Source organism: Halopelagius longus (genome assembly GCF_900100875.1).
GTDB classification, from domain to species: Archaea; Halobacteriota; Halobacteria; order Halobacteriales; family Haloferacaceae; genus Halopelagius; species Halopelagius longus.
In genome coordinates this window covers 719,343-745,216 of record NZ_FNKQ01000001.1, presented here as the reverse complement: position 1 = coordinate 745,216, position 25,874 = coordinate 719,343, and the positions used below count along the sequence as shown (strand labels likewise).

General features: G+C 67.1%; 28 protein-coding genes and 1 pseudogene. 19 read left to right on the top strand and 10 right to left on the bottom strand.

Features of this window, described 5'->3' with window-relative positions; genetic code table 11:
• The first annotated feature begins 137 nt into the window (after positions 1-137).
• The 11 genes from BLS11_RS03905 (at position 138) to hmgB (ending at position 10,517) form a co-directional block, all read left to right on the top strand.
• The gene (locus BLS11_RS03905) at positions 138-395 is read left to right on the top strand and encodes a HalOD1 output domain-containing protein (protein WP_092533212.1); all 258 of its coding nucleotides are present in this window, start codon (positions 138-140) and stop codon (positions 393-395) included.
• Positions 396-592: 197 nt separating this feature from the next.
• Positions 593-787 carry a hypothetical protein gene (locus BLS11_RS03895; protein ID WP_092533206.1) on the top strand — a complete coding sequence of 65 codons (195 nt, stop codon included), beginning with the start codon at positions 593-595 and terminating at the stop codon, positions 785-787.
• Between the two features lie 127 nt (positions 788-914).
• Complete coding sequence (locus tag BLS11_RS03890; protein ID WP_217628974.1) at positions 915-1,598, top strand: NUDIX hydrolase N-terminal domain-containing protein; 684 nt, start codon at positions 915-917, stop codon at positions 1,596-1,598.
• Between the two features lie 127 nt (positions 1,599-1,725).
• Positions 1,726-3,072: an FAD-dependent oxidoreductase gene (locus BLS11_RS03885; protein ID WP_092533200.1), complete on the top strand. Its 1,347-nt coding sequence runs from the start codon at positions 1,726-1,728 to the stop codon at positions 3,070-3,072.
• 306 nt (positions 3,073-3,378) lie between these two features.
• Positions 3,379-4,644 (top strand): translation elongation factor EF-1 subunit alpha, encoded by a 1,266-nt coding sequence (gene tuf / locus BLS11_RS03880; protein WP_092533197.1) that lies wholly within the window; start codon positions 3,379-3,381, stop codon positions 4,642-4,644.
• 86 nt (positions 4,645-4,730) lie between these two features.
• Complete coding sequence (locus tag BLS11_RS03875; RefSeq protein ID WP_092533194.1) at positions 4,731-5,306, top strand: NYN domain-containing protein; 576 nt, start codon at positions 4,731-4,733, stop codon at positions 5,304-5,306.
• 70 nt (positions 5,307-5,376) lie between these two features.
• Complete coding sequence (locus BLS11_RS03870) at positions 5,377-6,225, top strand: TatD family hydrolase (RefSeq protein WP_092533191.1); 849 nt, start codon at positions 5,377-5,379, stop codon at positions 6,223-6,225.
• Between the two features lie 46 nt (positions 6,226-6,271).
• Complete coding sequence (locus BLS11_RS03865; RefSeq protein WP_092533188.1) at positions 6,272-6,871, top strand: DUF2150 family protein; 600 nt, start codon at positions 6,272-6,274, stop codon at positions 6,869-6,871.
• A 78-nt stretch (positions 6,872-6,949) separates the two neighbouring features.
• The gene (locus tag BLS11_RS03860) at positions 6,950-8,533 is read left to right on the top strand and encodes a hypothetical protein (RefSeq protein WP_092533185.1); all 1,584 of its coding nucleotides are present in this window, start codon (positions 6,950-6,952) and stop codon (positions 8,531-8,533) included.
• Entirely contained in the window at positions 8,526-9,053 is a 528-nt protein-coding gene (locus BLS11_RS03855; RefSeq protein ID WP_092533182.1) for a type IV pilin domain-containing protein, read from the top strand. Before BLS11_RS03860 ends, BLS11_RS03855 begins: the two co-directional genes overlap by 8 nt.
• A 126-nt stretch (positions 9,054-9,179) precedes the next feature.
• Positions 9,180-10,517 carry a hydroxymethylglutaryl-CoA synthase gene (hmgB, locus tag BLS11_RS03850; protein ID WP_092533179.1) on the top strand — a complete coding sequence of 446 codons (1,338 nt, stop codon included), beginning with the start codon at positions 9,180-9,182 and terminating at the stop codon, positions 10,515-10,517.
• A gap of 34 nt (positions 10,518-10,551) precedes the next feature.
• Here hmgB and BLS11_RS03845 read toward each other — a convergent pair whose 3' ends face one another.
• The 3 genes from BLS11_RS03845 to BLS11_RS03835 are packed head-to-tail and all read right to left on the bottom strand — an operon-like array spanning position 10,552 to position 12,448.
• Positions 10,552-10,932, bottom strand: coding sequence for an ArsR/SmtB family transcription factor (locus BLS11_RS03845; RefSeq protein ID WP_092533176.1), 381 nt, complete (start codon positions 10,930-10,932; stop codon positions 10,552-10,554).
• 8 nt (positions 10,933-10,940) lie between these two features.
• Positions 10,941-11,702 (bottom strand): hypothetical protein, encoded by a 762-nt coding sequence (locus BLS11_RS03840; protein WP_139172760.1) that lies wholly within the window; start codon positions 11,700-11,702, stop codon positions 10,941-10,943.
• A gap of 38 nt (positions 11,703-11,740) precedes the next feature.
• Positions 11,741-12,448, bottom strand: a complete 708-nt coding sequence (locus BLS11_RS03835) for a helix-turn-helix domain-containing protein (protein WP_092534478.1) — start codon at positions 12,446-12,448, stop codon at positions 11,741-11,743.
• Positions 12,449-12,626: 178 nt separating this feature from the next.
• Between BLS11_RS03835 and BLS11_RS03830 the strand changes: the two genes are divergently transcribed.
• Positions 12,627-13,334 carry a metal-dependent hydrolase gene (locus BLS11_RS03830; RefSeq protein ID WP_092533170.1) on the top strand — a complete coding sequence of 236 codons (708 nt, stop codon included), beginning with the start codon at positions 12,627-12,629 and terminating at the stop codon, positions 13,332-13,334.
• 75 nt (positions 13,335-13,409) lie between these two features.
• On the opposite strand, the gene BLS11_RS03825 is transcribed toward BLS11_RS03830, so the two are convergent.
• Positions 13,410-14,108 carry a hypothetical protein gene (locus BLS11_RS03825; RefSeq protein ID WP_092533167.1) on the bottom strand — a complete coding sequence of 233 codons (699 nt, stop codon included), beginning with the start codon at positions 14,106-14,108 and terminating at the stop codon, positions 13,410-13,412.
• Between the two features lie 92 nt (positions 14,109-14,200).
• Here BLS11_RS03825 and BLS11_RS03820 point away from each other — a divergent pair, with 92 nt between their 5' ends.
• Positions 14,201-14,779, top strand: coding sequence for a GNAT family N-acetyltransferase (locus BLS11_RS03820; protein WP_092533164.1), 579 nt, complete (start codon positions 14,201-14,203; stop codon positions 14,777-14,779).
• A gap of 26 nt (positions 14,780-14,805) precedes the next feature.
• On the opposite strand, the gene BLS11_RS03815 is transcribed toward BLS11_RS03820, so the two are convergent.
• Positions 14,806-15,456 carry a GNAT family N-acetyltransferase gene (locus BLS11_RS03815; protein WP_092534475.1) on the bottom strand — a complete coding sequence of 217 codons (651 nt, stop codon included), beginning with the start codon at positions 15,454-15,456 and terminating at the stop codon, positions 14,806-14,808.
• Positions 15,457-15,623: 167 nt separating this feature from the next.
• Between BLS11_RS03815 and BLS11_RS03810 the strand changes: the two genes are divergently transcribed.
• Positions 15,624-16,820 (top strand): alpha/beta hydrolase family protein, encoded by a 1,197-nt coding sequence (locus tag BLS11_RS03810; RefSeq protein WP_092533161.1) that lies wholly within the window; start codon positions 15,624-15,626, stop codon positions 16,818-16,820.
• Between the two features lie 4 nt (positions 16,821-16,824).
• Here the strand turns inward: BLS11_RS03810 and BLS11_RS03805 are convergent, their stop codons facing one another.
• Positions 16,825-17,418: a DUF2703 domain-containing protein gene (locus BLS11_RS03805; RefSeq protein WP_092533158.1), complete on the bottom strand. Its 594-nt coding sequence runs from the start codon at positions 17,416-17,418 to the stop codon at positions 16,825-16,827.
• Between the two features lie 153 nt (positions 17,419-17,571).
• Here BLS11_RS03805 and BLS11_RS03800 point away from each other — a divergent pair, with 153 nt between their 5' ends.
• From BLS11_RS03800 to BLS11_RS03785, 3 genes are all read left to right on the top strand, one after another.
• Entirely contained in the window at positions 17,572-18,243 is a 672-nt protein-coding gene (locus BLS11_RS03800; protein ID WP_092533155.1) for an ABC transporter ATP-binding protein, read from the top strand.
• On the top strand, positions 18,240-19,070 hold the full coding sequence (locus BLS11_RS03795; RefSeq protein WP_092533151.1) for an ABC transporter permease: 831 nt from the start codon (positions 18,240-18,242) through the stop codon (positions 19,068-19,070). The genes BLS11_RS03800 and BLS11_RS03795 overlap by 4 nt, the downstream gene beginning before the upstream one ends.
• 465 nt (positions 19,071-19,535) lie before the next feature.
• Positions 19,536-19,745 (top strand): heavy-metal-associated domain-containing protein, encoded by a 210-nt coding sequence (locus tag BLS11_RS03785; RefSeq protein ID WP_092533145.1) that lies wholly within the window; start codon positions 19,536-19,538, stop codon positions 19,743-19,745.
• Between the two features lie 19 nt (positions 19,746-19,764).
• Here BLS11_RS03785 and BLS11_RS03780 read toward each other — a convergent pair whose 3' ends face one another.
• The gene (locus BLS11_RS03780; RefSeq protein ID WP_092533142.1) at positions 19,765-22,068 is read right to left on the bottom strand and encodes a heavy metal translocating P-type ATPase; all 2,304 of its coding nucleotides are present in this window, start codon (positions 22,066-22,068) and stop codon (positions 19,765-19,767) included.
• A gap of 46 nt (positions 22,069-22,114) precedes the next feature.
• Between BLS11_RS03780 and BLS11_RS19980 the strand changes: the two are divergent.
• Both BLS11_RS19980 and BLS11_RS03770 read left to right on the top strand, forming a co-directional pair.
• A pseudogene (locus tag BLS11_RS19980) lies at positions 22,115-22,403 on the top strand (transcriptional regulator); the annotation flags it as partial.
• Positions 22,404-22,452: 49 nt separating this feature from the next.
• On the top strand, positions 22,453-23,916 hold the full coding sequence (locus BLS11_RS03770; RefSeq protein ID WP_092533139.1) for a replication factor C large subunit: 1,464 nt from the start codon (positions 22,453-22,455) through the stop codon (positions 23,914-23,916).
• A gap of 102 nt (positions 23,917-24,018) precedes the next feature.
• Here the strand turns inward: BLS11_RS03770 and BLS11_RS03765 are convergent, their stop codons facing one another.
• The 3 genes from BLS11_RS03765 to BLS11_RS03755 form a co-directional block, all read right to left on the bottom strand.
• The gene (locus BLS11_RS03765) at positions 24,019-24,219 is read right to left on the bottom strand and encodes a DUF8106 domain-containing protein (protein ID WP_139172759.1); all 201 of its coding nucleotides are present in this window, start codon (positions 24,217-24,219) and stop codon (positions 24,019-24,021) included.
• 86 nt (positions 24,220-24,305) lie between these two features.
• The gene (locus tag BLS11_RS03760; RefSeq protein ID WP_092533133.1) at positions 24,306-25,040 is read right to left on the bottom strand and encodes an amino acid ABC transporter ATP-binding protein; all 735 of its coding nucleotides are present in this window, start codon (positions 25,038-25,040) and stop codon (positions 24,306-24,308) included.
• Positions 25,037-25,870 carry an amino acid ABC transporter permease gene (locus tag BLS11_RS03755; protein ID WP_092533130.1) on the bottom strand — a complete coding sequence of 278 codons (834 nt, stop codon included), beginning with the start codon at positions 25,868-25,870 and terminating at the stop codon, positions 25,037-25,039. The genes BLS11_RS03760 and BLS11_RS03755 overlap by 4 nt, the downstream gene beginning before the upstream one ends.
• Between the last annotated feature and the right edge of the window lie 4 nt (positions 25,871-25,874).

The window sequence follows — 25,874 nt, the reverse complement described above, 5'->3', positions numbered from 1 at the left end:
GCGAGTTAGTTTTGCGGCCGGAGAGCGGCGGCACTATATAAATACGCAGGTGATGAACGCAATCTCTCAACCGCCTTCACTACTTCTACAGTAACATGGGTAACGGATTAGCCGTCAATGAGTCAGACGGGTATGCGATGGTGGAATTCGACGCTGAGGAGCCTGAATCGGTAATCGTCGGTATCGTCGATGCAGTTTCGGACGTGGTCGGCACGGACCCGGTCGAAATCGAACCGCTGTACTCCGTCGTCGATCCGGACGCCCTCTCGAGTCTCCTCCAAGCGCCGAGCGGCGGGCAGCCGCGACAGGGAGACGTCAGAGTGACTTTCGAGATGGCGGGTCTCGAAGTGACGGTGTGGAGTTACGGTCGTATCCACGTCTCGGAGCAGCAGTGAGCGGTACGAGCGAGAACAACGCGGGGAGTGCAAACGTCGTGAACAACGAGAACCAATCAACCGAGCAGATAGTGCGAGAAACGTACACAGAATACAAGAGCGGCTCCGGGACCATCGCCATGATAACGGACCCGGAGAACGACAGGGCGTGGATACAGTCTACTCACACCGTATCCGTCGACCGGTAACCGAAACCCATGACCGAAGAAAGCGGTGTGACGACCGCCGGGGGGTTCACGGACGAACTGCGGAGCCTATTGGCGGAGGCGCACCGAAACGGCGTCGATATCGAAGGGGGATGGTTGGTGCAATCGCCCTCGGAGGAGATGCCGGACTGGGACATCGAGATTTGGCAGGTCGAACACACCGACGAGGGGACGGACGAATCCTGACCGTCCCAAGGCACCGTCGCCTCGGTTCGAGGCGGCGATGAAACGGGGGAGACACTGTGACCAACTTTCGATACGAACCTCGACGCGAACAGACGAATCTAAATCCGTCCGTCGGAAACGACGGGTCGTGCAACGGGGACTCCGCAGAGAACCGGACGAGGCGAACGGAACCGAGAAGGGGGGTATCGCCATCCTCGAACTGTTAGACGAACTCCGCGTCATCGCCCAGAACGGGCTCGAATACAACGACGGGGCGGAGGACGCGTACGACCGACAGCGGTACGAACGCGTCCTCGAACTCGTCAGCGACTACTACGGGCGCGCCCTCGACGTACCGCCGTCGGCCGTCCGCGAATCGCTCCGCGAGGAGTTGGGCCACGTCTCGGCGAAAGTGGGGGCCGTCGCCGTGGTCGAAGACGACGAGGGGCGCGTTCTCGCGATGGAACGCGCGAACAACGGCCGGTGGGCGCTCCCCGGCGGGTACGTGGACCCCAACGAGTCCGCGGAGGAGGCCGCCGTCCGGGAGGTTCGCGAGGAGACGGGCCTCGACGTGGAACCGGTCGAACTCGTCGACGTCTACTCCGTCGGGCCGGGGGAGGGGAACAACCCCCACTCCATCGTCAACGTCGTCTACCGGTGCCGCGTCCGCGGCGGCGAACTCCGCCTCTCCCACGAGGGGACGGACCTCGCCTACCGCGACCCGACCCGACTGCCCGCCGACGCGTGGCACGAACAGAACCGTCGCTACGCCGTCGACGCGGTCGAATCCTCGGACGCCGCCGCGTCGGCCGGTTCCGACGCGAAGCGGTAAGCCGCGGACGACAACCGTTTTTATCTCCGGAAGGTAGCGGCGACGCTCGCAGTCGAACATCGGCACCGAAAAGTAGTCGAATTCCGACCGGTCGGGTAGAGCGGTCGGACGCGAGAGTGCTCAAATAATGATAGACGAATACGACCTCGTTATCGTCGGCGGAGGAATAAGCGGAGCGTCGTTGCTCTATACGGTCTCGAAGTTCACCGATATCGAGCGAGTCGCGCTACTCGAGAAGGAAGACGAGATAGCGGCGATAAACTCGCACAACACGAACAACTCCCAAACGCTGCACTTCGGGGACATCGAGACGAACTACACCTTACGGAAGGCCGAGGAGGTCAAGGAAGGCGCGGAGATGCTGGCGGGGTATCTGGAGAACGAAGACCCCGACCGCGAGATGCACAGCAAGCGGAGCAAGATGGTGCTCGCCGTCGGCGACGACGAGGTGCCGAAACTCCGGCGGAGATACGACGACGAGGGGTTCGGCGACCTGTTCCCGAAACTCAGCGCCATCGGCAGGGAGGAGATCGCCGAAATAGAGCCGAAAGTCGTCGAGGGCCGGGACCCGAACACGGAGATGCTCGCCCTGCAGACGCCCGACGGGTACGTCGTCGACTACGGGAAGACGGCGAGGTCGTTCGTGGAGAACGCCGCGGAGGAAGACGGCGTCGACGTCTTCACCGGAACGGAGGTCCAGAACATCGAGAAGAACCGCGAGGGGTTCACCGTCGAAACCGACGCGCGAGACTTCGAGGCCGACGTCACCGTCGTCGCGGCGGGGTCACACAGCCTCCAGATAGCAAAGCGGATGGGCTACGGCGAGCACAAGTCCCTGCTCCCGGTCGCTGGGAGCTTCTTCCTCGCGGAGGGCGAGTACCTGAACGGCAAGGTGTACACGCTCCAGATGAAGAAACTGCCGTTCGCGGCGGTCCACGGCGACGCCGACGTCCACGACGCCAACGTCACCCGGTTCGGGCCGACGGCGAAGGTGGTGCCGACGCTCGAACGGGGCCGGTTCTCCACCGTGGGCGACTTCCTCGACGTGTTCGGTCTGAGCCTCGACTCGTTCCTGAGTTACGCCAACATCCTCTCGGACCGGGTGCTGTTCCCGTACGTCGTCAGAAACCTCCTGTACGACCTCCCCGAGGTGGGGCCGCGGGCGTTCCTGCCGCACGTCCAGAAGGTGGTTCCGAGCATCGAACTGGACGACATCGAGCGAGCGAAGGGGTACGGCGGCGTCCGACCGCAGATAGTCGATACGAAGGCCAAGACGCTCGATATGGGCGAAGCCAAGATTACCGGCGACGATATCATCTTCAACATCACGCCCTCGCCGGGCGCGTCCACCTGCGTGAAAAACGCCATGCGCGACACGAAGCAGTTGATGGACTTCTTCGACGGCGACTACGAGTTCGACGAGGACGCCTTCCGGGAGGAGACGATTCGTAACTTCCCCCGCGCCGAGACGTAACGACCCCGCAGTAACCGTTTTTAGCGAGGAGTCGAATCGTTCCGATACGCGCCACGGTCGTCGCGAGTAGATTTATTATCGTCGAAGCCGGATTAGTACGTATGATTGTAGTAAGTACCTCCGAGGAAGCGGAGCGAACCGACTCGCAAGTCCGCCGCACGGCGACGTTCGCCGAGATGGAGCGCACGATGCGCTCCGAATCGTTCTGAAACGCCGGACCGTAGTCGCCCCGGCCGCTCTCCCCGAGAAACCGTTTTCTCCAGTGACGACGTACTTCGTCCTAAGGCCACACCCGGCCCTCCCACTATGAGCGACAAACCGCACCAGAACCTCGCCATCATCGGACACGTCGACCACGGGAAGTCCACGCTCGTGGGCCGACTCCTGTTCGAGACGGGGAGCGTCCCTGAACACATCATCGAGCAGTACCGCGACGAGGCGGAGTCGAAGGGTAAGTCGGGTTTCGAGTTCGCGTACGTGATGGACAACCTCGCCGAAGAGCGAGAACGCGGCGTCACCATCGACATCGCCCACCAGCGGTTCGACACGGAGAAGTACTACTTCACCATCGTGGACACGCCCGGCCACCGCGACTTCGTGAAGAACATGATCACGGGCGCGTCGCAGGCGGACCACGCCGTCCTCGTCGTCGCCGCCGACGACGGCGTCGCGCCGCAGACGCGCGAACACGTCTTCCTCGCCCGGACGCTGGGCATCGAGACGCTCATCGTCGCCGTCAACAAGATGGACGTCGTCGACTACAGCGAAGACGCGTACGAGGAGGTCAAAGAGGAGGTTCGGACGCTCCTCGAACAGGTTCGCTTCGGCACCGACGACGCGAGTTTCATCCCCATCTCGGCGTTCGAGGGCGACAACGTCGCCGAGAAGTCCGAGAACACCTCGTGGTTCGACGGGCCGACCATCCTCGAATCGCTGAACGGCCTCCCGGAACCGTCGCCGCCGACGGACGCGCCGCTTCGACTGCCGATTCAGGACGTCTACACCATCTCCGGCATCGGGACGGTTCCCGTCGGACGCGTCGAGACGGGGATGCTCCGGACGGGCGACAGCGTCTCGTTTCAACCCTCGGACGTCTCCGGCGAGGTGAAGACGGTGGAGATGCACCACGAGGAAGTCGAGGAGGCCGGCCCCGGCGACAACGTCGGCTTCAACGTGCGCGGCATCGGGAAGAACGACATCCGGCGCGGCGACGTGGCCGGCCCGGCGGAGGAACCGCCGACGGTAGCCGAGACGTTCCAAGCCCAAATCGTCGTCATGCAGCACCCCTCGGTCATCACGGCCGGGTACACGCCGGTCATCCACGCGCACACCGCGCAGGTGGCCTGCACCTTCGAATCGCTCGACAAGAAACTCGACCCCAAATCCGGCGAAGTCGCCGAGGAGAACCCCGACTTCGTCAAGGCGGGCGACGCCGCGGTGGTGACGCTCCGCCCGCAGAAACCGCTGGTCGTCGAACCCTCCTCGGAGATAGCGGAACTCGGCTCCTTCGCCATCCGCGACATGGGACAGACCATCGCGGCGGGGAAAGTCCTCTCCGTGAACGAGCGGTAAGCGAACCCCCACTTTTTCGACGCGTCGCGGAGCCGAGAGCGGACGCGAACCGGGGAGCATTTGTTCGCCACCGGGAGAAAGTGGGTATGGACGCGTTCACCCCCTTTTTCGCGGACGACGACGCCGCGGGCGGGGCGACAAGCGAGGCGGACGATAGACCGCGCGTCGCCCTGTTCGTCGACGGCCCCAACGTGTTGCGCGACGAGTTCGACGTGGACTTAGACGACGTTCGGGAGGCGGCGGCGACGGTCGGTCGCCCGACGGCGCGGCGACTGTATCTGGACGAACACGCGACGCCGGGGCTGATTCAGGCCGCTGAGGCCCGCGGCTTCGAAGTCGTCGTCACCAGCGGCGACGTGGACGTTCGCCTCGCGGTGGACATGACGCGGTTCGCAGTCGAGGGTCGCGCCGACGTGGTCGCCATCGCCTCCCGGGACACAGACTTCAAGCCCGCGATAGAGACGGCGAACGCCTACGGCCTGCGGACGCTGGCGATATCTCCCGGCGAGTACGGTCGCTCCGACGCCCTCCGGAACGCGGCGTCCGACAGCATCACCCTCGGCGGGGACGTGCCGGACGCGGGCGAGGAACCCGAGGACGACGGTCCGCGCCTCGTCGGGTACGACAGGAACGACGACGGCGACGGCGGCGACGAGTCGTAACCGGGCGACGGCGGCGCTCGCGCGGTCGGAAAGCGTACGGTCTTTTGCGCCGGCGGCCGACGACCCGCACATGGAAGACCTCGGGACGCCGGTGCTCGACAACCACCTGCACCTCGACCCGGCGAACGGACGCGGGATAGACGCCGTCCGCGACTTCCGCCGCCTCGGCGGGACGCACCTCCTCGTCGTCAACAAACCGTCGTGGCACCTCGGCGTCGAGGCGGACGAAGGCGAGGATTTCCGCGCCGTCTTCGAGGAGACGCTCTCGACGGTCGCCGACGCGGACGCCGAACTCCCCGGGCGCGCGTGGCCCGTCCTCGGCGTCCACCCCGGGCTGATTACGCGCCTCACCGACGAGCGAGGGTTTTCGCCCGCGGAGGCGCGCGACCTGATGTGCGCGGGGTTGGATGCGGCCGCCGAGTACGTCCGAGGGGGCGAGGCACTGGCGCTGAAGTCCGGCCGCCCGCACTACGAGGTGTCCGACGCGGTGTGGGACGCCTCCAACGACGTGCTGAAACACGCGCTGTCGCTCGGCGCGGAACTGGACTGCGCCGTGCAGTTGCACACCGAAGCGACCGACGACCTGACCGACGTCGCGGAGTGGGCCGAAGAACGGGGGATGGACCCCGAGAACGTGGTGAAACACTACGCCGGTGGAACGCTCGCGGGGCCGACGCCCAGCGTGATGAGCGAGAAGGACCGCCTGCGGACCGCCGCCGAGGAGGGCGCACCGTTCCTGATGGAGACGGACTTCGTGGACGACCCGGACCGGCCGGGCGCGGTGATGGGGCCGAAGACCGTCCCGCGCCGCGTCCGGTGGATGCTGGAGGAGGGCTTCGAGGCCGCCGTCGAGAACGCACACGTCGAAACGCCGCGGCGCGTGTACGGGGTTGACACTCGGGAAACACTCTCGCGGTGAGCGTGCATAGGAAAGGCCTTTGAGTCCCGGAAGGGATGGTGGATACATGACCGAGGCAGAGGAGACCTACTACACGAGAGAACGCTGGCAGAACTGGCTCACTCGAGTCGAGGAAGAGACGCTCGACCCCGAAAACGAGGACTCTGCGCGGTTACTCTTGAATCTCCAAGACGACGCGGCTATCGCCGTCGCGAAGATCGTCTCCGCCTACGAGGAGGGCGAACTCGACGAGGACACCGCACTCGAAGAGCTCGAACGCGTCCGCGACATCGTTCTGCAGGAGCCCGACTTCGAAATCGAGGACGACGAGGAACGGCAGGACAAGCTGATGCTCATCGACGGCGTCCAGACCAGCCTCGTCTGCGTCTTCTACGCCGCCGAGGAGTACATCGCCGCCGGCCCCGCCGAGGAGGCACCGCTCTCGGAGTACGTCGAGGCGGCCGCCGCGGCCGAGGAGGAGGAGGACTTAGACGCCGCGCTGGGCTACCTCGTGCAGGCGGGCACGCGAATCATCGAGGGCGACGAACTCGACATGGCCATCGTGGACGAACTCGAGTACGGCCTCGTCTCCGAGTGGGTCAACGGGCTCGACAGCCTTCAGAGCGCGCTCAGCGACCCGGAAGTCGTCGAAGAGGACGAGGAGTAGCGGGCGTTCGGCGGGGGCGATGCGTCTCCTCTGCCCGCGGGCGGCACGCTTTTACCTGACTGTCACGCAATCCGACGTATGCGTTTCCGGGACGACGAGAGAGCGGTCACCGTCCAGATAGGGGCGGTGCTACTGCTGGGGTTCGTCGTCGTGTCGATGTCGATGTATCAGGCGGCCGTCGTCCCGGACGAGAACAGGCAGGTGGAGTTCCGCCACAACGAACGCGTCCAAGGCGACATGCAGGAGGTTCGGAACGCCGTCCTCCGGACCGCCGCCACCGACGGTTCGACTCCCGTCTCGGTCGAACTCGGGGCGCGGTACCCCGCGCGCGCGGTGTTCGTCAACCCCGGGCCGCCGGGCGGAACCCTCTCTACGTCGTCGCTCGGAAATCTGACCGTCAGACACGCCGTCGCCGACGACGCCGCGACGACTCCGAGCGACTTCGAAGAGACCAGAGACTTCTGGGACGGGTCCGACCGCAACTACACGACGCGGGCGTTGACGTACCGGCCGCAGTACGCGCAGTACGGGGAGGCCCCCGAGACGACGTACGAGAACGGCCTCGTGTACAACCGGTTCGACTCCGGGAACGTCGCCCTGACGGACCAGTCCGTCGTCTCGGGGCGGCGCATCTCCTTGGTCGCGCTCTCGGGGAACCTCTCGCGCGGCGGTACCGGGACGCTCTCGGTGAACCCGCGTCCGGTGAGCGTCTCGACGCGCACCGTCTCGGTGTCCGCCGAGAGCGAAGCGGAGAACGTCTCCGTCGTCGTCCCCACCCGCCTCGGCGACGACACGTGGGAGCGACTCCTCCGCGACGCCGGGCAGTTCGACGGCGCGGGCGACGAGTCCAACCGGCGGTACGTCCACGCGGTGAACGCCGGGCCGAGGCCCGACACCGTCGAAATCGTCTTCGAGCGGAACGCGACGTATCAACTGAAACTGTCGCGCGTCGGCGTCGGCACCGACGTCGAGGGGACCGAACCGGCGTACGCCACCAGCGTCCGGGACGTCGAGTCGCCGTTCGTCAACCGGTCGTACCCGTTCGAGGTGGAGGTCCGCGACAAGTACAACAACCCGGTTCCGGCCGTCGTCGACGCCGGTGCCACCCGGACGAACATCCCCGACGGCGTCGCCGTAGAGGACGGCCGGTTCAGGTACCGCTACGCGCCGAACACGACGGGCGAGGAGTCGGTGAACGTGACGTACGGGGACACGTCCGTTCCGGAACACGACGTTTCTGGCGGGGCGTTCGACGGGAGTCGACCGGAGAACGTCCAGTACGACGTGCGAGTGCAGTCGGCGGGCGGCGGGGGCGACGGCGGCGGAACCGGCGGAGGAGACGACGGCGACACGTCGGCGATTACCATCACCCGATTCAACGTCAACGACAACAGCAACCCCGCCCACGTCCGGGCCAGCGCACAGGTCACCGCCGAGGACGCAGACGGGGACGACGACATCCGCCGAGTCACCGTCGAACTCGTGGACGGAACGGGGGCGGTCCTCGACTCCACCTCGCGGGAGTACGGCGGCGTGTCGAGTGCCACCCACAACGCGAACTTCGACGAGAAACGAACCGCCGGGCCGTACGTCGTCCGCGTCACGGTAATCGACTCCGACAGTCCGCCGAACGAGGAAGTCGAGGAGAAGCGCGTTGGCTGACGCGAGACCCGGTTCGGCGGGCGGACGGCGGGCCGGGAGGGAGAACGCCCCGTGCGACGACCGGGGACAGGTCGAATCCGTCGGGAGCGTCCTCCTTCTCGGCGTCGTCGTCGTCTGTCTGGCGACGTTCGGCGCGTTCTACCTCGCCGAGGGGTCGGGCGTCGGCGGGGACGAGGGCGCGGACACCGCAGTCGTCGTCGACGCGTCGGCCGAACGCCTCTCGGTCGCGCACAACGGCGGGGAGTCGATTCCGGTAGACGCCGTCGGGGTACTCGTCAGAGACGGGTCCGGCGAGTCCTCGCACGCGATGAACGTCTCGGCGGTGCGCGGCGACGGCGACGGACGCTTCGAGGGCGGCGAGTCGTGGCGTCTCGAGTGGACTCGGTCGGCGGGCGAGGAGGTGACCGTCCTCGTCGTGAACGACCGGAGCGGGAGCGTCCTCTATCGGGAGACGGTGACGGTGTCGGCGGCCGGCGAACCGACGAACGCCGCGCGCGGCGACGGCGGAGACGGCCGGTGACGGCGAACCGCGGGCGACCCCCCGTCGGACCCGTACTCCCTCGTCTCGCCCGCCACGCGGCCCGATTCGACGACTGACGTAACGCTCATCGACAAACCCATATGTACGGAATCGGAACGTGTCTGCATGACAGCCGTCGGCATCGACGCCATCGAGATACGGACGGGGAAACTCAAACTCGACCTCGCGAACACGTTCGCGCCGAAGAAGGGCGAGGACCCCGAGAAGTACACGAAGGGTATCGGCCTGAAGCACTCGTCGTTCCCGGACGTGTACGAGGACATCGTGACGATGGGGGCGAACGCGGCGAAGGACCTGATGGACCGGAAGGGACTCGTCCCGGACGACATCGGGCGCATCGACGTGGCGACGGAGTCGGCGTTCGACAACTCCAAGCCCGTCTCGACGTACATCGCGGGCTGCCTCGAACAGGTGTACGACGGGGACTTCCACCACGCGAACAAGGGCGAACGGAAGTTCGCCTGCCTCGCGGGGACCCAGAGCATCGACGACGCGTACAACTGGATTCGCGCCGGGCGCAACCGCGGACGCTCCGCCTTGGTCATCGCGACGGACACCGCCCTCTACGAACGCGGCGACCCGGGCGAGGCGACGCAGGGCGCGGGCGCGGTGGCGATGCTCATCTCCGAGGACCCGAACGTGGTCGAACTCTCGACGGAACAGGGCTACGGGAGCGCAGACGAGACGGACTTCCTGAAGCCGAACCAGCAGTTCCCGAGCGTCGACGGCAAGCGGTCGGTGCAGGTGTACCTCGCACGCATGCGCGAAGCGTTGGAGGACTACGAGTCCGTCGCGGGCGACACCCACCCCGACGACTTCGAGTACATCCCGTTCCACACGCCGTTCCCGGGGATGGTCCGGAAGGCGGCGCTCCTCGGCTACCGGCACATGACCCGCGGGACGGACGTCGAGGACGCCTTGGAGTCCGAAATCGGGCGGCAACCGCGCGAGGCGGACTTCGACTCGTGGGACGCGTACGAGGACGCCATCCGCGACTACATGGACGACCTGAAGGAGACGGACCGGTACCGCGAGTGGTACGGCCACGCCATCGAACCCACCATCGACATCTCCAGTCAGGTGGGCAACTGGTACACCGGGTCGGTCCACATCGCGCGCCTCTCGGCGCTTCGAAGCGCCGCCCGCGAGGGCGAGTCCCTCGCCGGCAAGCGGATGCTCGTCGGGTCGTACGGGTCGGGCGCGCAGGCGGAGATTCACGCCGAGACGGTGCGCGAGGGCTGGAAGGACGAAGTCGGCGCCATCGACGTCGAGGACCAACTCGGCAGTCGCTACGACGTCACCTACGACGAGTACGAACTCGTCCACGACGTCCACAACCACGACAAGGAGGTGGACGTCGAGGAGTTCACCCAACCCGACGGCGAGTTCGTGTTCACCGGGTGGGGCCGCATGAACGAACGGCGCTACGAGTACATCGAGTAGCGCCGTTCGTTCCGAACGGCCGGGCCGACGGGCCTCAGCGGGTGTCGGTGTCGCCCACGTCCCCGACGCCGCCCGTCGCACTCCGCCGCGACACCGATTCGCCGTCGCCCGCGACGGTTCGTCGCAACTGGATATCGACGGTGAAGCCGCCGTCTTCGACGCCGAACCGGAGTTCTTCGAGGCGGCACTCGTACGCCGAGTAGTGGTTGCCGTCGGCGTCGTACTGTATCTTCTCGGCCACCATGTCGTACGATTCGAGGGCGTCGAGTCGTCGGTAGACCGTCGGTTGCGACACGTCGCAGCGCCGCGTGAGTTCCTCGGCCGACAGGGCGTCCTCACTCGTGAGGACGAGAATCTTCCGCGCGAGTTCGTTCCCCAAGAGGTCGAACGCGCTGTCGGCGTCCCAGCCGGTCATGGACCCCGTTATGCCACCTCCCCTGAAGAACCCTCTGGTGAGCGTGAACTCTCCCGAGGAGCATCGAGGATGGGGACGACCGACCCCGAGACGGACACCGCCCCGTCGGCGACGGAGAAAGAGAGCGTCGTCACGACGTGCCCGTCGTGGGTCCCGACTGCGTCTCGAATCGCGTCCTCGCCGTCGGGCAGACACGTCGGCGCGTCGGGCGCGGTGTACATCGAGTACGTCTCCGAGAACGTATCGCCCGGTTCCAGCGTCTTCCGCACGAGGATACTCTGTACCGCGGTGACGCCTTCCGCGCGCCAACAGCCCGACTCGTTCGGTTCCGAAGGCGTCTCGACGAGTCCGACTTCGCCGTCGGGGACGATTCGAAGCGCGTCGCCGCGGCCGGACGTGTTCGCTACGCCTCCGCCGCCGGAGAACATCAGCGTCGGCCCGAAATCGAGGGTCAGCGCGTGTCGGCCCGCGTTTCGGAGCGTCGCCTCGAATCGCGCCGGGGAGTCGGCGGACGACTGCGACAGCACCGACGCCTCGAAGTCGAGTCCCGAGGCGACGACCGAATCGGGAAGCGGCGTCTCCGTCGGCGTCGTCCCGGCCGTCGTCGAGTCTTCGGTCGGCGTCGAACCCGACGAGTCGGTCGGCGTGCCGTTCAGACACCCGGCCACAGAGAGCGACGAAGCGACCCCGGCGACGCCTGCGAGGACGCGTCTCCGGGCGATTCGGCGGCGAGAACTCGGAGCGCGAGAGGGCGGCGTTTCGGAGGACACGCCCGCGGGTTCCGCGGTGGTCGGTAAGTGCTTTCCCGCTACGGGAGTTTCCGCAGGTCTTCGAGCGTGTCGTCCAAATCCCGGTTCGAAATCGCCAGCGAGAAGCCGTCGATGGTGGCGAGGGCGGGCGCGTGTTCCCACAGGTCCTCCTCGTCGAGTCCGTGGAGGACGACAGCGTGCGGCGTCGGGTTGACGACGCGCATGGCGACGAGGGGCGACTCGCCGCGGCTGACGCCCGTGAATATCAGCGCGCGACTCGTCGATTGGCCGTAGAGGCGGTAGAACTCTTCCGAGGAGAGGCGGGTGATGGCCTCGATGCTGTTTATCACCGTGTGACCGCTTATCTGGTCGTGGTCGCCGCGGACGAGTTCTTTCGCGTCCATCGCCTCGTAGAGGCGTTCCAGCGGCATCGACGTGGGGTACTCCCTCAGGTCTTGGACGATGTCGCTCTCGAACCCCGCGGAGATGACGCGGGCGTACTGCCGGATGCGTTCGCCGCCCCTGGACTCGTCGATGTCGAGGAGGGCCTCGACCATCCGCCTGACGACGCCGATGCCGGGGCTCTCGCGCCGACCGCTCTCGTAGTCGGAGATGACCGACGAGGAGACGTCGAGTTGTCCCGCAAGCGCCGTCTGGGAGATGTCGAAGTCGGTGCGCCACTTTCGGAGCGTCGCGCCGGGGTCGTCGCTCAGCGTTATCTCGCCCGCGATGCGCCGGGCCAGTTCGTCCCGCGGAACGGTCGTCACCGTCTCTCGCCCCCGCGCGGTCGTTCGCGCCGTGCCATATCGGTCGAACATCGGTCGGACGGCCGCAAAAGGATACCGAAAGTAGGGTTCGACGAACGACGATTCCCCGCGAGACGCGGGGCGGAGTCCGCCCCGCCCGAGACGAACATTCAAGGCGAAACCCGCGTCAGTCTCTCCCATGCCATCGACGCTCGTCCACGTCGCAGTCGGGGGACTCCTCGGGGCCGGACTCCACGGGGCGGGGTTCGACCGGCGCGCCGCCGCCGTCGTCTTCGTCGCCGCCGCCTTCCCGGACGTAGACACCTTCTTCGGGTTCGTCCTCCCCGGCGCGCACCGAGCGCTCTTCCACACGTTCCTCCTCCCGGCCGCCCTCGTCGCCGCCGTCGCCTACGACACCCGCGTTCGCTCCGTCTCGCGCCTCCGGACGCGGTTCGGCCCCCGCGGCGTCCGACTGGCGTGGGTGGGCATCGTCACCCTCGTCGGCGGGGGCATCCTCCCGGACCTGTTCACAAACGGCGTCAACGCGTTCTACCCGCTTCACGACGCGTTCTACACGGTGAACGGGCAGTTCTACCTGTCGAACCGGCAGGGAGTCGTCCAGACGTTCGTGGACCTCTCGCCTTCGGAACCGGCGTCGCGGACGACGGGGAACTTCCACTACAGCACCGGCGCGGACCCATCCCCCGGCGCGGACCCGGAGAACGTCGAGCGAATCTTCCCGATCGCGATGTCCGGCACGCGACTGATGCTCCTCGTTCTCTCGGCGTTCGTCGTCGGCGCGCGCCTGCGGGAGAACGAGCGTTCGGCGGAGGAGGAGGCGGTGGCGGGGACGGCGGACGCCGAGACGGACGCGACGCCCGCCGCGAGTCAGGACTCGGCGCGGTAGACGCGACGCTCCGCGAAGACGGTCGAAACGGGCGTAGAAAGGCGATCGACCCGTCCGTCTCGGACGTTCCGCCGTTCAGAGGTGTCGCTGGCGTTCGTCGTCGTCCCACTCGGCGGCGAGCGATTCGGCGTGCGACTTCAGTGCCAGCAGTTTGCGCCGTTGGGCGAGGAAGTGCGTCGGGAACGCCACGAGGTGCGCGAAGGGTGCCAGAATCTTGGGCCCGTAACTCACGCGGACGCGGACGACGAGACGGGTCCGACCCGGCGACGGTTCCGTCAGTCGGAACGCCCAACTCGTCCGCCAGAACCACCGCGAGGACTTCCCCGGTTCGGACTCGCGGCGGCCGAAGACGTCGGTCAGCGACGCGAGGACGAGCGACCGGCCGGGGTCCAGCATGCTCACGACGAACCCGTCGTCTCGGCTGGGAAGCGCCGGCACCGCGTCGCCGACGGTCGGTCGGCGGAACTCCGAGAGGCGCGACCCCTCGTCGCCGTCGCCGTCGTATCGCAGGTCCTCTTCGGAGAGTTCCGTCCGTTCGGCGGCCATCCGGACGAGCCACGGCCACACCGCTTCCTTCGGCGCGTTCACCGTCACAGCGTGCGTTCGTACGAAATTAGCGTCGTCGACGACGTCGTCGCCGGGAAGCGGGTCGTGCATCTCTGCGGGGGTCGCCAGCCATCGGCGGTGCCACGCGCGGAGCCACGACTGAACGGTGACGGCTCCGAGCACTCCGAGGACGAGTCGCTTCGCCCGTCTATCGAACGGAAGGTCCATGCGAGAGGTACAATCACGTACTCCTATATTAACATGGTGCTGATGAGCGGGGCGTGCTAGCGTTCATTGTGGACGATTCGAATCGTACACACATGAGCGAGACGCCAGCCGTGACGATTCGTCCGTACGAGAGCGACGACGCCGCCGGACTCTGGGACAGAAAGCGCGAGTTCGAACTCGGAATCGGGTCGGAGACGGGCGACGAGGGGACACTGACGATGTACGAGGAGAAACTGACCGCCGACTACCGCGCGCGGTGGCTTCACTGGGTCGAACGCTGCGTCGAGGAGGACCCCGACAGCGTGACCGTCGCCGTCGTCGAGGGCGATGCGGGTGACGGCGACGACACCGGCGACGCCGACGCCGAGGTAGACGCCGATGCGGGCGACAACGACGAGTACGAAGTCGTCGGCTACTCGTTCGTCCTGCCGGAGTCGCTGTCGTTCGTCTGGGACGCCGCCGTCCTCAACGAGATCTTCGTCCTGCCGGAGTACCGCGGGACGGGCGTCGCCGACGACCTGATGGAGGCGGCACTCGACTGCGCGAAGGACCAAGACCTCCCCTTAGACCGGATGGTGCTCGACGTGGACCGGCAGAACGAACGGGCGCAGTCGTTCTACGAGCGGTACGGCTTCGAACACTGGGGCGAGATGATAGCCCGCGAACTGTAGCGAGGACGCGTCCCCGACGTCCCGCCTCAGTCGCCGTCGAGGGAGTCGAAGAACCGAACCGACGCCGACGACCGTTCGGCGTCGGACCCGCACCACTCCTCTCGCGAGACGGAGTAGCGGGCCTCGTCGCGGACCGACCCGTCGGCGAACGCCAGTCCGTGACGGACGACGCCCTCGAACCGGCCGCCGGCGGATTCGACGTACTTCTCGACCGCCCGCCGGGAACGGTCGTTCTCCGCGGCCGCGCCGACGGCGACGAGGCCGAAGTCGAGTCGTTCGAAGGCGAGGCGCATCAGGGCGCGGGCGCGTTCGCCGGAGTACCCGCGGCCCCAGAACCGCTTTCTGAGCCAGACGCCGAGTTCCGCGCTGTCTCGGTCCCACTCGCAGTTCAGCCCGCACATGCCCGCGAACTCTCCGGCCCCCTCTTCGCCCTCGCGGAGGCGAATCACGTAGTCGGCGTTCTCGCCGTCTCGGAACTGCTTCTCGCACCGTTCGAGGAACTCCGCCGTCTCCTTCGGGTTCTCGTGCGGCGACCACGGCGCGTGTTCGGTCACGTCCTCGATGCCGTCGTCCGACGAGACGACTCCGTAGAGTTCGCGGACGCCGATCGCCTCGTGACCGACGCGTTCGAGTCGGAGGCGACTCGTCTCGACGGCGGCGGGAAAGAGGTCGCTCACCGGACCGGCCCTCTCGGAGTGCCCGCCGGATCCGACGGGCGCGGAGCGTTCGTGTGCGCAATTCGACACATACCCCGACGAAGGGCGGACGCCGAAAAAAGCGTTCCTCGTGCGCGGTGCGAGATAGCACGGAACGCGCTTTTCACCGCGCGTCGCCTACCGGCCGTATGCGAGTCCACTTCTCCGGGAAGGCGTTCGACTACCAGACGCTCCGGGCGATGTCGTACACGTCGTTCGGCGGCGCGGAGATAGGGGAGGTGCTGACGACGGCGGAGCGAATCGGGAAGCGGGACACCGAGTCGTGGCACGAGGAGTGGCGTCGGACCGCCGAACGCGTCGAGGGACTGGCCGAGGAGGCGGCCGAGACGGGGCGGGAGCGAACCGCCCGGAGGGCGTACTTCCGGGCGCACACGTACTTCCGGACGGCGGAGTTCTTCCTCGCCGCCGACGACGCCCGGCGACGCCGGACGTACGAACGCAGTCGGGAGGCGTTCCGGGCCGCCGCCGAACGCCTCGATTCGCCGGCGACGCGCGTCGAGATTCCGTACGAGGACACTCGCCTGCCGGGCTACCTGTTCGTCCCGGGGGAGGGAGGCGCCCCCCGCCCCACCGTCGTCTGCCTCGGCGGATTCGACTCCGTGGCGGAGGAGTTGTACTTCCTCTGCGGCGTCCCGGAGGCGTTGGCGCGCGGGTACGCCGTCCTCCTGTTCGACGGGCCGGGACAGGGCGCGCCCCTCCGCGAGGAGGGACTGACGGCGCGCCCCGACTGGGAACACGTCGTCGGCCCGGCGGTGGACCGCGCGGCGGAACTCCCGTCGGTGGACGGGGGGCGAATCGGACTTCTCGGGGCCAGTTTCGGCGGGTACTACGCCCCGCGGGCGGCGGCGTTCGACGACAGGGTCGCGGCACTCGTCGCGTTCGACCACATGCACGACCTGTACCGCGCCTCGGAGTACGACGCGCCGCGACTCGCGCGGGCGATGCGCCTCGCCCCGGACGCGGCGGTGAACGCTCTCGCGTCCCTCGGCGGGCGAGTCAGCCTCGAGTCGCGGTGGCTGATGGAGAACTCCAAGTGGGTGTTCGGCGTCGACTCCGCCGCGGAACTCCAGCGGACGTTACCGGAGTACTCGCTTTCGGGCGCGGCCGACCGAATCGACTGCCCGACACTCGTCCTCGCGGGCGAGGACGACCATTTCGTCCCCCTCGGACTCGCAGAGGAGTTCGCGGACGAACTGACCTGCCCGACGACGGTTCGCGTCTTCCGGACCGAGGAAGGGGCCGCCGAACACTGTCAGGTCGGCAACCTGACGCTCGCGTCCGACGTGATATACGACTGGTTGGACGAGACGCTGGCGGCGGGGTGAGCGGTCAGCAACACGAGTTTCGTCGCTCCTCTGCGGCGTCCGCCCCGAAGAAGGTCCGGAGGTTCTCCGGCAGTCGGAAGGACGCCTCGGGTCGTGCGGGCGCGCCCCCGCGGACTGCCGCGCGCAGAATCGCCTCCAGTAGCAGTCCGACGGGGGCCGACTCGCGTTCCTCGCCGCGGTACGACCAGATCCGACAGCCGATTCCGCCCTCGCCGCAGGCGTCGCCGCAGTCGCACAACTCGCCGCAGGAGTCGCACTCGCTCTCCTCGTAGTCGGGTTGGACGTCCCGGCCGTCGACGCGGACGGTCGGGGAGGTTTCGAGTCGGGCGCGGCGCGCGTCCGCCTCGTTCGCGACGTGGACGTACCGGAGGGCGATATCGACGCCGAGTTCGGCGAGGGGGGCCGCCGCGGCGTCTACGGCCTCCCGCAGGGACGCCTCGGTGTCGCCGCACCGGTCGCAGCGCTCGCGGTCCAGAAACAGGAACTCGACGGTCACCGTGCGGTTCGGGTACGACCCGGGCGTCACCGTTTCGACGGAGACGTTCGGGTGGGAGGAGTGGTTCGACATTCCGAGTTCGTCTACGGGGCGGACGTCCATATATCGGGCAGTACGAGGACGCAAACGTAGTTTCTCGGCGGAAACCGATTCGGAATCTGTCGGCGGTCGGCGGTCAGTGGTCGGTCGGTCCGAATCACGGCGCGAACCACCGGACGACTCTAAACGGGAAGACGCCGAACGGTGAGGTAACCGATGCCGCCGAAACTCGAATCCCGAAATCTCTCCCGCGAGGCCGACGGCGAACGCATCGTTGACGGCGTCTCGCTCTCCGTCGAGGAGGGCGACGTCCTCGGAGTGGTCGGTCCGTCGGGGGCCGGGAAGTCGTCGTTCCTGCGGTTGCTCAACCGACTGGACGAACCCACGGGCGGAACCGTGTTTCTCGACGGGGCGGACTACCGGACGATTCCGCCCCGCGAACTCCGGCGTCGCGTCGGATACGTCCCTCAGCGACCGGCCCTCCGGGGCGGGACCGTCCGCGAGAACGTCACGGTCGGTCCGAGACTTCGCGGGGAGTCCGTGGACGAAGCCGACGTCGCGCGCGTCCTCGGGCGCGTCGGCCTGCGGGGGTACGAGGACCGCACCACCGACGACCTCTCCGGCGGGGAGGCCCAACGCGTCGCGATAGCCCGAACGATACTCAACGACCCGGAGGCCCTCCTCCTCGACGAACCGACCGCCAGCCTCGACGCCGCCTCCGAGGCCAAGGTCGAGTCCCTCTTGGAGGAACTCGTCGGGGAGTCGAACACGACGGCGGTGCTCGTGACCCACGACCGTTCGCAGGCCGGACGACTCGCCGACCGAGTTGCCGTCTTCGCGGACGGCCGCGTCGAAACCGTCGGTCCGACGAAGGGGATCCTCTCGTGACGCTCCTCGACCGATTCCTCGAACCGGTCGTCGTGCGGGGACTCGTCCAAGTGGCCGCCGCGTCCGCACTGGCGGCCGTCGTCCTCGGCCTCTCGTACCTCCGGAGCCTCGACCTCGAATCCGAACTCGGGTGGGCGTTCGTGCGCGGGTTCGTGCAGGTCATCGCGATGGGGGCGTTCATCGGCGTCCTGTTCTCCGTCCCGTTGGCGTGGAGCGGCGGCGTCCTCCTCGCCATGATGGCCATCGCCGCGTGGATATCGAAGGACCGCGGTGGGGGCGTCCCCGGCGTTCTGCGGGTGTCGTTCGTCGCGGTTCTGTTCGGTTCCGGCCTCGTCATCGTCGCGATGCTCGCGGCGGGGGCCATCGACGCGACGGTTCGGAACCTCATCCCCGTCGGCGGGATGATAATCGCGAACGCGATGAAGACGAACTCGCTGGCCCTCGACCGATTCAAGGGGGAGGTTCGGTCGAACCGGGCGGAGATAGAGGCGGTGCTCGCACTCGGCGTCCCCCCCGAGAAGGTGATATCCGAGTACGTGACGACCAGCGTCCGGGCGTCGCTCATCCCGATGGTGGACTCGCTGAAGAGTCTCGGACTCGTCTACATCCCGGGGATGATGTCGGGGATGATTCTGGCGGGCGCGAACCCGATTTACGCGGCGGAGTACCAGTTCGTCATCATGGGGATGCTGTTCGCGGCGGGCGGCCTCACGAGCATGGCGAGCACGCTCCTCGTCGGGAAGTACGCGTTCACGGAGGCGGAGCAACTGAAACCGTTCGAGGAACCCACCGACGGAGGGATACGGACGCTTCTAAACCGCGGGTGAACGACGTAGGCCCCGAGCGTATCGGCCTCTTCGGCTTCAGTTAGGGCGCGAAGACGGCTTCGCCGCCTTAGTCGAAAAGCCCGAACGGTTCCGCTGGGCCGCCTCGCTGAACGGATTCCTCCCGGGGGCCGACGACGCGGACACACTCTCTCGCACGCGAGAGAAGTCGGCGTTCGTCGGCGTCGGTGAGAACGATTCGGTCATCGGACCCCAGTACGGCGAGGAGAGCGACGCCCGACTCGACGACGCCGGACTCGACGTGACGTTTCGCTCCTACCCGGTCGGCCACCGCGTCGCCGACGCGGTGGGGGGAGACGTGGCCGAGTAGCTCGGCCCGCGGCGGTAGTCGCTCGAACCGACCGCCGTCTCGGCGCTCGGAGTGCGAAAACGCGCCCGTAACCGACCGATGCGTGCCGATACGGCTCCCGTCGTAAGGCTCATCCTCTCGAAACCCGTCGACCGGCTATGGTACAACGTCGCAGTATCGACGTTTCCGGGATGTCCTGTAACGGGTGCGAACGCAACGTCGAGAACGCACTGAAGAACATCGACGGCGTGCGCCGCGTCGAAGCGGACCACGAGGCGGGTACGGTCGAAATCGTCGTAGAGGACGACGTGACTGACGACGACCTCGGACCCGTCATCCACGGCGCAGGCTACGAAGTCGTCGCTTGAGTCGCCTCGCGTCCGCCTTCTACGCGTCCGTATCGACCGGAGGGACGTTGGATTCGGCCGCGAAGTCCGTTGTGGGACGCTCGCCCCGAAGCAACTGCCCCGCGAAACTGTTCGCGAGAACGACCGAGACGGACAGAACCATCGCGATCATCGCGAACACCGGGTGGACGAGGCCCGTCGTCGCGGCGGCCACGCCGATACCGTTGAACGAGAACGCGGCGATGAGATTCTGCTTCGTCTTCCGATAACTGCTCTTTCCGATCTCGTAGGCGTCCACCGCGCCGCCGAGTCGGTCACCCATCAACACGATGTCCGCCGACTCGATAGCGATGTCAGTCCCCGCGCCGATGGCGATGCCGATGTCGGCCTGCGTCAGTGCGGGCGCGTCGTTGATGCCGTCGCCGACCATCGCGACGCGTTCACCGTCGTCCTGCAGTCGCCGTATCTCGTCGCGCTTCTCGTCGGGAAGCACGTCGGCCATCACCCGGTCGATGCCCACCGCTTCCGCCACCGCGTCGGCGGTTCGCTGGTTGTCGCCGGTGATCATGACAGGCGCGATGCCGACCCGCTTCATTCGCTCGACTGTCTCGGCGGCGTCGTCTTTCACGGGGTCGCCGATGGCGACGAGACCGACGACCGATCCGTTCACGGCCACGCAAACGACGGTGTAGCCTCGGCCCCGGAGTCGGTCGATATCGCCCCGTGCGGCCGTCGTATCGGCTCCCTCTTCGGCGACCCACTCGGGTTTCCCGACGAGAATCCGCTCCTCGCCGACCCCCGCGCGAACGCCTTTGCCGGTCACGCTGTCGAACTCGTCGGGGTCGGGGAACTCGACGCCGCGTTCGGCCGCGCAATCGAGGACGGCGTCCGCGAGGGGATGTTCGCTGAACGCCTCCGCGGCGGCCGCGCGGCGTATCACGTCGGACGCCGCGCACTCGACGGCGACCACCTCCTCGACCGCGGGTTCGCCCTTCGTTACAGTGCCCGTCTTGTCGAGGACGACGGTGTCCACGTCTCGGAAAATCTGGAAGGCGTCGCCGCTTCGCATCAGAATGCCCCGATTCGCTGCGATGCCGCCGCCTCGAACGAGTGCGAGCGGTGTCGCCATTCCGAGCGCGCACGGATATCCGAGGACGAGTACGGCCAACGCCGCGAACGCTCCGCGTTGGACGTTCGGGCCGGTCCCGAACGGCCCGCCCGACCAGACGGCGGGGACGAGCACCCAAAACAGGAAGGAGGCGACGGCTACGGTGAGAACGCCGGGGACGAAGTACTTCAGCACGCGGTCCGCTAACTGGACGACCCCGGGTTTCATCGCCCTCGCCTCCTCTATCTGCCGCGTAACCCGAGTCAGGAACGCGTCGTCACCGGTCGCGGTCACTTCCACGAGGAGCGTCCCGGTGTCGTTGACGCTTCCGCCGATTACCTCGTCGCCCGGCGCTTTGTCCACCGGAACGGACTCGCCCGTCGCGACGCTTTCGTCCACGGCGCTTTCGCCGTCGAGTACGGTGCCGTCCACAGGGATGCTCTCTCCGGGTTTGACGCGGACGCGGTCGCCCGTCTCCAGTTCGGTCACCTCCACTTCCTCCGCGTCACTGTCTGCGCGGGGCGCGCCCGACTCCTCTCCGCCGCGGACGCGCCGGGCGGTGTCCGGTCGGAGGTCGAGAAGTCCCTGAACGGCCCGCGACGCCCGCGTCCGGACGATGAGGCTGGTGTACTCAGAGAGGATGTGATACGCCGTGATGAACACCGAGACGGCGAAGAAGTGGACCGTCGGGAACCCGGGGAAGACGAACAGCCCGAGGACCCCCCCGATCAGACCGGCGAACGCGCCGGCTTCGAGGAGAACGTGCTGGTTGAAGATGCGGCGTCGAAGGCTGTTGTAGGCCTTCGCGGCGATGTAGCGTCCGGGGCCGAACATCGTCCCCACTGCGAGACTCAGCGTCGCGAGGTCCATCCACAGCGCCCCCGACTCGAACGTCCCGCGGACGAGAATCATGAACAGCATCAGCCCGACGGTCACGAGGGCCGCCGCGCCCGCGAGCGTCAGTCGCCGGGCGGCCTCTTCGACTTCTCTCTGCTGTTCCTCGAACCGTTTCTGCTTGTCCGGGTCGCGGATAGTGTAGCCGAGGTCACGGAGCGTGTCCTTCAGTTCGACCTCGCCCAGCGCGCCGCTATCGTACCGGACTCGAACCTCTTCGTGAGCGAGGCTGACGTTCACCTCCTCGACGCCCTCCGTCCGTTCGTACGCCTTGCGGATGCTCTCGGCGCAGAACGAACACGACATCCCGCCGATGTCGTACTGGGCGTCCGCGGGACTCATCGGTGCCCGCCCTTGGATCCAAGCGGTGAAAGCCGCTGTGATAAATCACGAGGAACTGACGCGACGGGGCGAGGAGAAGGTCGAGGCTACCGTTCGCCACCACGTCATCGTCCTGAAGGACGCCGGTCCGGTCGGAATCGCTCGGCTCGAAGACGCTGGCGGCGGGACGCTCGAGCACGACGAATCGAACACGCGGGTGTTCGCGTATGACGCCGTGCGAGTACTGCGAGACCCAACACTACGAGGCGTTCGTCGTGCGCGAACTGGTCAACCGGGCTCCGACGGACGTGAGCGAGGACGGGGCGTTCGCCGAACTGAACGTCGATTCGTCGTAGGCGACCGGCCTCCGCAACCACTAAACGCGCCTCGCGCTTTCTGTCGATAATGAGCGACTGGACGGAGAAGTACCGCCCCTCGACGTTGGCGGAGGTCCGCGGGAACAACAAGGCCCGCGACGCGTTCGAGGAGTGGGCGAAGACGTGGGACGACCACCGGGAGGCCGTCGTCCTCCACGGCGCGCCCGGCGTCGGCAAGACGTCCGCGGCGCACGCACTCGCCAACGACATGGGGTGGGAGTCTGTCGAACTGAACGCTTCGGACCAGCGGACGGCGGACGTCATCGAGCGATTCGCCGGTCGCGCCGCGATGAACACGACGCTCGCGGGGTCGAGTTCCGGCGACTCGACGGGCACGGACGAGGGTCGCCAACTCGTCATCTTGGACGAGGCGGACAACATCCACGGTAACTACGACAGGGGCGGCGCGGGGGCCATCACCAAACTCGTCAAGAAGTCGAACCAGCCCATCGTCCTCATCGCGAACGAGTACTACGACATGTCGAACGGGTTGCGGAACGCCGCCCAGGAGATAGAGTTCCGCGACGTGTCCTCGCGGTCCATCGTCCCCGTCCTCCGGGACATCCTCCGCAAGGAGGGCATCGAGTTCGACTCCGAGGCCCTCGACCACCTCGCGGAAGTGAACAAGGGCGACCTCCGGTCGGCCATCAACGACCTGCAGGCGGCCGCCGACGGGAAGGAGCGTCTGACAGTCGAGGACGTGGTGACCGGGTCCCGAGACAAGGCGGTCGGCCTCTTCGAGTTCCTCGACGCCGTCCTCAAGGAGGACTCGGCCCGCGACGCCCTCCAGTCGGCGTACTCGGTGGACGAGACGCCGGACGACCTCACGAAGTGGGTCGAGGACAAGGTGTCAATCGTCTACGAACCCGACGAACTCGCCCGCGCCTACGAGTTCCTCGCCAACGCCGACGTGTGGTTGGGGCGCGTCCGGGCGTCGCAGGAGTACTCCTACTGGCGGTACGCGACGGACAACCTCGCCGCCGGCGTCGCCGCCTCGCGGGACCGAACCCGCGGCGGGTGGACGCGGTACGGCGGCGCGCCCTACCGTTCGACGCGGAACAAGACCCGCGACGACGTGGTGCGGAAGATAGCCGAATCCGGCGGGTTCAGCATGGCCGCCGCGCGGCGCGACGTGTTGCCGTTCCTCTCGGCGATGACCCACCACTGCAAGCCGCGGGAGTTGACCGTGGCGATGGCCGCCCACTACGACCTCGACGAGTCGGCCGTCTCCTACGTCACCGGAAGCGGCGAGACGACGAACAAGGTCCAGTCCATCGTCGAAGACGCCCGAGAACTCCGCGACGAGGCCATCGAGGACCACGCGGGCGACGCCTTCTCCGGCGGCGTTCCGGACCGAGACGACGACTCGGCGGACGACGCCGACGAGGGCGACGACGCGACGGACGACGTACTCGACAGGGACGCGTCCGACGGCGACGAAGACGAGGCGGCCGACGAGGACGACGGACAGTTCAGCCTGACGGACTTCTGAGCGGCACGTTTTCTCCCGCCCGACGCGGCGCGTCGCCGACGCGGGTCGGTATCGTACGTTCGCTTCTCGCGGCGTCGAAAAACTAGGTCGGAGGTTCGGCGGTCACGCGAGCGCGCGCGGACGGGTCGTGAGGGTGGTTCCGCAGTTCGGACAGTCGAGCGTTTCGACGTCGTCGCCGTGGTTCCACTCCCACCGGTCGGGCGAGGCGATTCGACCGCAGTCGGGGCAGAAGAGCACGCCCTTTCGGGCTGTTCGGCGCTCTTCGTCGCCGGCCGCGTTCGGGTTTCGTTCCATTGCACTCATGTGGCGAATTACGTGCTCAGAGGGGATAGCGGTGGCGTCTGCGCCGAAAAAACGATGAAGGATAGGGAGCCGACCGGTCCGCTCGGTTACAGGAGTTTCGAGAGGAACCGCTTGCCGCGGTCGGTCTCGGGGTTCTCGAAGAACTGCGTCGGTTCGCCCGTCTCGACGATTTTCCCGTCGGCCATGAGGACGATTCGGTCGCCCACCTGGCGGGCGAAGCCCATCTCGTGGGTGACGACCATCATCGTCATCCCCTCCTCGGCGAGAGAGCGCATGACGCCGAGCACTTCGCCGACGAGTTCGGGGTCGAGTGCGCTCGTCACCTCGTCGAACAGCATGACGCGCGGGTCCATCGCGAGGGCGCGTGCGATGGCGACGCGTTGTTGCTGCCCGCCGGAGAGTTGGTTCGGGTAGGAGTTCGCTTGGTCCGCGAGTCCCACCCGGTCTAAGAGCGACTCCGCGCGTTCCCGCGCCTCCGCCTCGCTCACGCCGCGGACTTTCTCCGGCGCGAGCGTGACGTTCTCGATGGCCGTCTTGTGCGGGAACAGGTTGAACGACTGGAACACCATCCCGATGCGCTGGCGGAGTCGGTTGATGTCCGCGTCCGGGTCGGAGATGGACTGACCGTCCAGGCGAATCTCGCCGCCCTGTATCTCTTCGAGTCGGTTCGCGCAGCGAAGCAGCGTGGACTTCCCCGACCCCGAGGGGCCGACGACCACGCACACCTCGCCGTCCTCGACGTCCAAGGAGACGTCCTTGAGGACGTGCGTCTCGCCGAAGAACTTGTCCACGCCGTCGAACTCCAGCAGGGGCGCGCTCATCGGCGCTCACCTCCCCAGTCGGAGCGGTCTTCGAGGTAGGTCACGAGTTTGCCCATCGGAATCGTGATGGAGAGGTACGCGACGGCGACGAGGAGCAACGGCGTCCACGGGTCGAACGTCGCGCTGTTTACGTCGCGGAACTGCTGCATCAGTTCGGGGATGGCGATGACGGTCAGAAGGGAGGTGTCCTTCACGAGGATGACCTGGTCGTTCCCGACGGCGGCGAGGGCGTTGCGCCACGCCTGCGGGATGACGACTTCGCGCATCGCCTGCACGTAGCCCATCCCGAGCGAACGCGCCGCCTCCATCTGCCCGTCCGGGACGGCGTTGATGCCGCCGCGAACCGCCTCGCCGACGTACGCCGCGTGGTTGAGGGTGAGCGCGATGACGGCCGTCGGAATCCCCCAGTTCGAGAAGGGGAACGACCCCGGCCACAGCGCGGGGATGCCGAAGTAGATGACGAATATCTGGAACAGGAGCGGCGTCCCCCGGAAGAACTGGACGTACGCCCCCGAGATGCCGTTCGTGATTCTGGTCTTCGAGACGCGCGCGAGTCCGACGAACACGCCGGAGGACACCGAGAGGATGCTCGACGTGACGACGATGCCGAGCACCAGGAAGTACGCGTCGATGAACTGCGGCAGAATCGTCCCGATCAGGCCGAAGTCCACCTGCGTCGTGAGGATGTAGAGGACGAGAAGGACGACGCCGAGTGCGAACAGACTCGCCAGTCCGGCCCCGAGGTACTTCAGCGTCGTGTCGTCGAAGTACGCCGGCCCCCCTCTGCCCCCTTCCGCGTCGGACGCGGCGCCCGAGTATGAATCAGCCATTGTT

What these genes read in the sequence shown, in the direction of transcription:
- BLS11_RS03825 (WP_092533167.1), bottom strand. Translation starts at nt 14,108, where the DNA reads ATGGACCTTCCGTTCGATAGACGGGCGAAGCGACTCGTCCTCGGAGTG.
- BLS11_RS03765 (WP_139172759.1), bottom strand. Translation starts at nt 24,219, where the DNA reads ATGAGTGCAATGGAACGAAACCCGAACGCGGCCGGCGACGAAGAGCGC.
- BLS11_RS03755 (WP_092533130.1), bottom strand. Translation starts at nt 25,870, where the DNA reads ATGGCTGATTCATACTCGGGCGCCGCGTCCGACGCGGAAGGGGGCAGA.
- BLS11_RS03875 (WP_092533194.1), top strand. Translation starts at nt 4,731, where the DNA reads ATGGACGCGTTCACCCCCTTTTTCGCGGACGACGACGCCGCGGGCGGG.
- BLS11_RS03885 (WP_092533200.1), top strand. Translation starts at nt 1,726, where the DNA reads ATGATAGACGAATACGACCTCGTTATCGTCGGCGGAGGAATAAGCGGA.
- BLS11_RS03805 (WP_092533158.1), bottom strand. Translation starts at nt 17,418, where the DNA reads ATGGACGTCCGCCCCGTAGACGAACTCGGAATGTCGAACCACTCCTCC.
- tuf (WP_092533197.1), top strand. Translation starts at nt 3,379, where the DNA reads ATGAGCGACAAACCGCACCAGAACCTCGCCATCATCGGACACGTCGAC.
- BLS11_RS03785 (WP_092533145.1), top strand. Translation starts at nt 19,536, where the DNA reads ATGGTACAACGTCGCAGTATCGACGTTTCCGGGATGTCCTGTAACGGG.
- hmgB (WP_092533179.1), top strand. Translation starts at nt 9,180, where the DNA reads ATGACAGCCGTCGGCATCGACGCCATCGAGATACGGACGGGGAAACTC.
- BLS11_RS03895 (WP_092533206.1), top strand. Translation starts at nt 593, where the DNA reads ATGACCGAAGAAAGCGGTGTGACGACCGCCGGGGGGTTCACGGACGAA.
- BLS11_RS03800 (WP_092533155.1), top strand. Translation starts at nt 17,572, where the DNA reads ATGCCGCCGAAACTCGAATCCCGAAATCTCTCCCGCGAGGCCGACGGC.
- BLS11_RS03770 (WP_092533139.1), top strand. Translation starts at nt 22,453, where the DNA reads ATGAGCGACTGGACGGAGAAGTACCGCCCCTCGACGTTGGCGGAGGTC.
- BLS11_RS03860 (WP_092533185.1), top strand. Translation starts at nt 6,950, where the DNA reads ATGCGTTTCCGGGACGACGAGAGAGCGGTCACCGTCCAGATAGGGGCG.
- BLS11_RS03780 (WP_092533142.1), bottom strand. Translation starts at nt 22,068, where the DNA reads ATGAGTCCCGCGGACGCCCAGTACGACATCGGCGGGATGTCGTGTTCG.
- BLS11_RS03820 (WP_092533164.1), top strand. Translation starts at nt 14,201, where the DNA reads ATGAGCGAGACGCCAGCCGTGACGATTCGTCCGTACGAGAGCGACGAC.
- BLS11_RS03905 (WP_092533212.1), top strand. Translation starts at nt 138, where the DNA reads ATGGTGGAATTCGACGCTGAGGAGCCTGAATCGGTAATCGTCGGTATC.
- BLS11_RS03870 (WP_092533191.1), top strand. Translation starts at nt 5,377, where the DNA reads ATGGAAGACCTCGGGACGCCGGTGCTCGACAACCACCTGCACCTCGAC.
- BLS11_RS03760 (WP_092533133.1), bottom strand. Translation starts at nt 25,040, where the DNA reads ATGAGCGCGCCCCTGCTGGAGTTCGACGGCGTGGACAAGTTCTTCGGC.
- BLS11_RS03830 (WP_092533170.1), top strand. Translation starts at nt 12,627, where the DNA reads ATGCCATCGACGCTCGTCCACGTCGCAGTCGGGGGACTCCTCGGGGCC.
- BLS11_RS03810 (WP_092533161.1), top strand. Translation starts at nt 15,624, where the DNA reads ATGCGAGTCCACTTCTCCGGGAAGGCGTTCGACTACCAGACGCTCCGG.
- BLS11_RS03845 (WP_092533176.1), bottom strand. Translation starts at nt 10,932, where the DNA reads ATGACCGGCTGGGACGCCGACAGCGCGTTCGACCTCTTGGGGAACGAA.
- BLS11_RS03865 (WP_092533188.1), top strand. Translation starts at nt 6,272, where the DNA reads ATGACCGAGGCAGAGGAGACCTACTACACGAGAGAACGCTGGCAGAAC.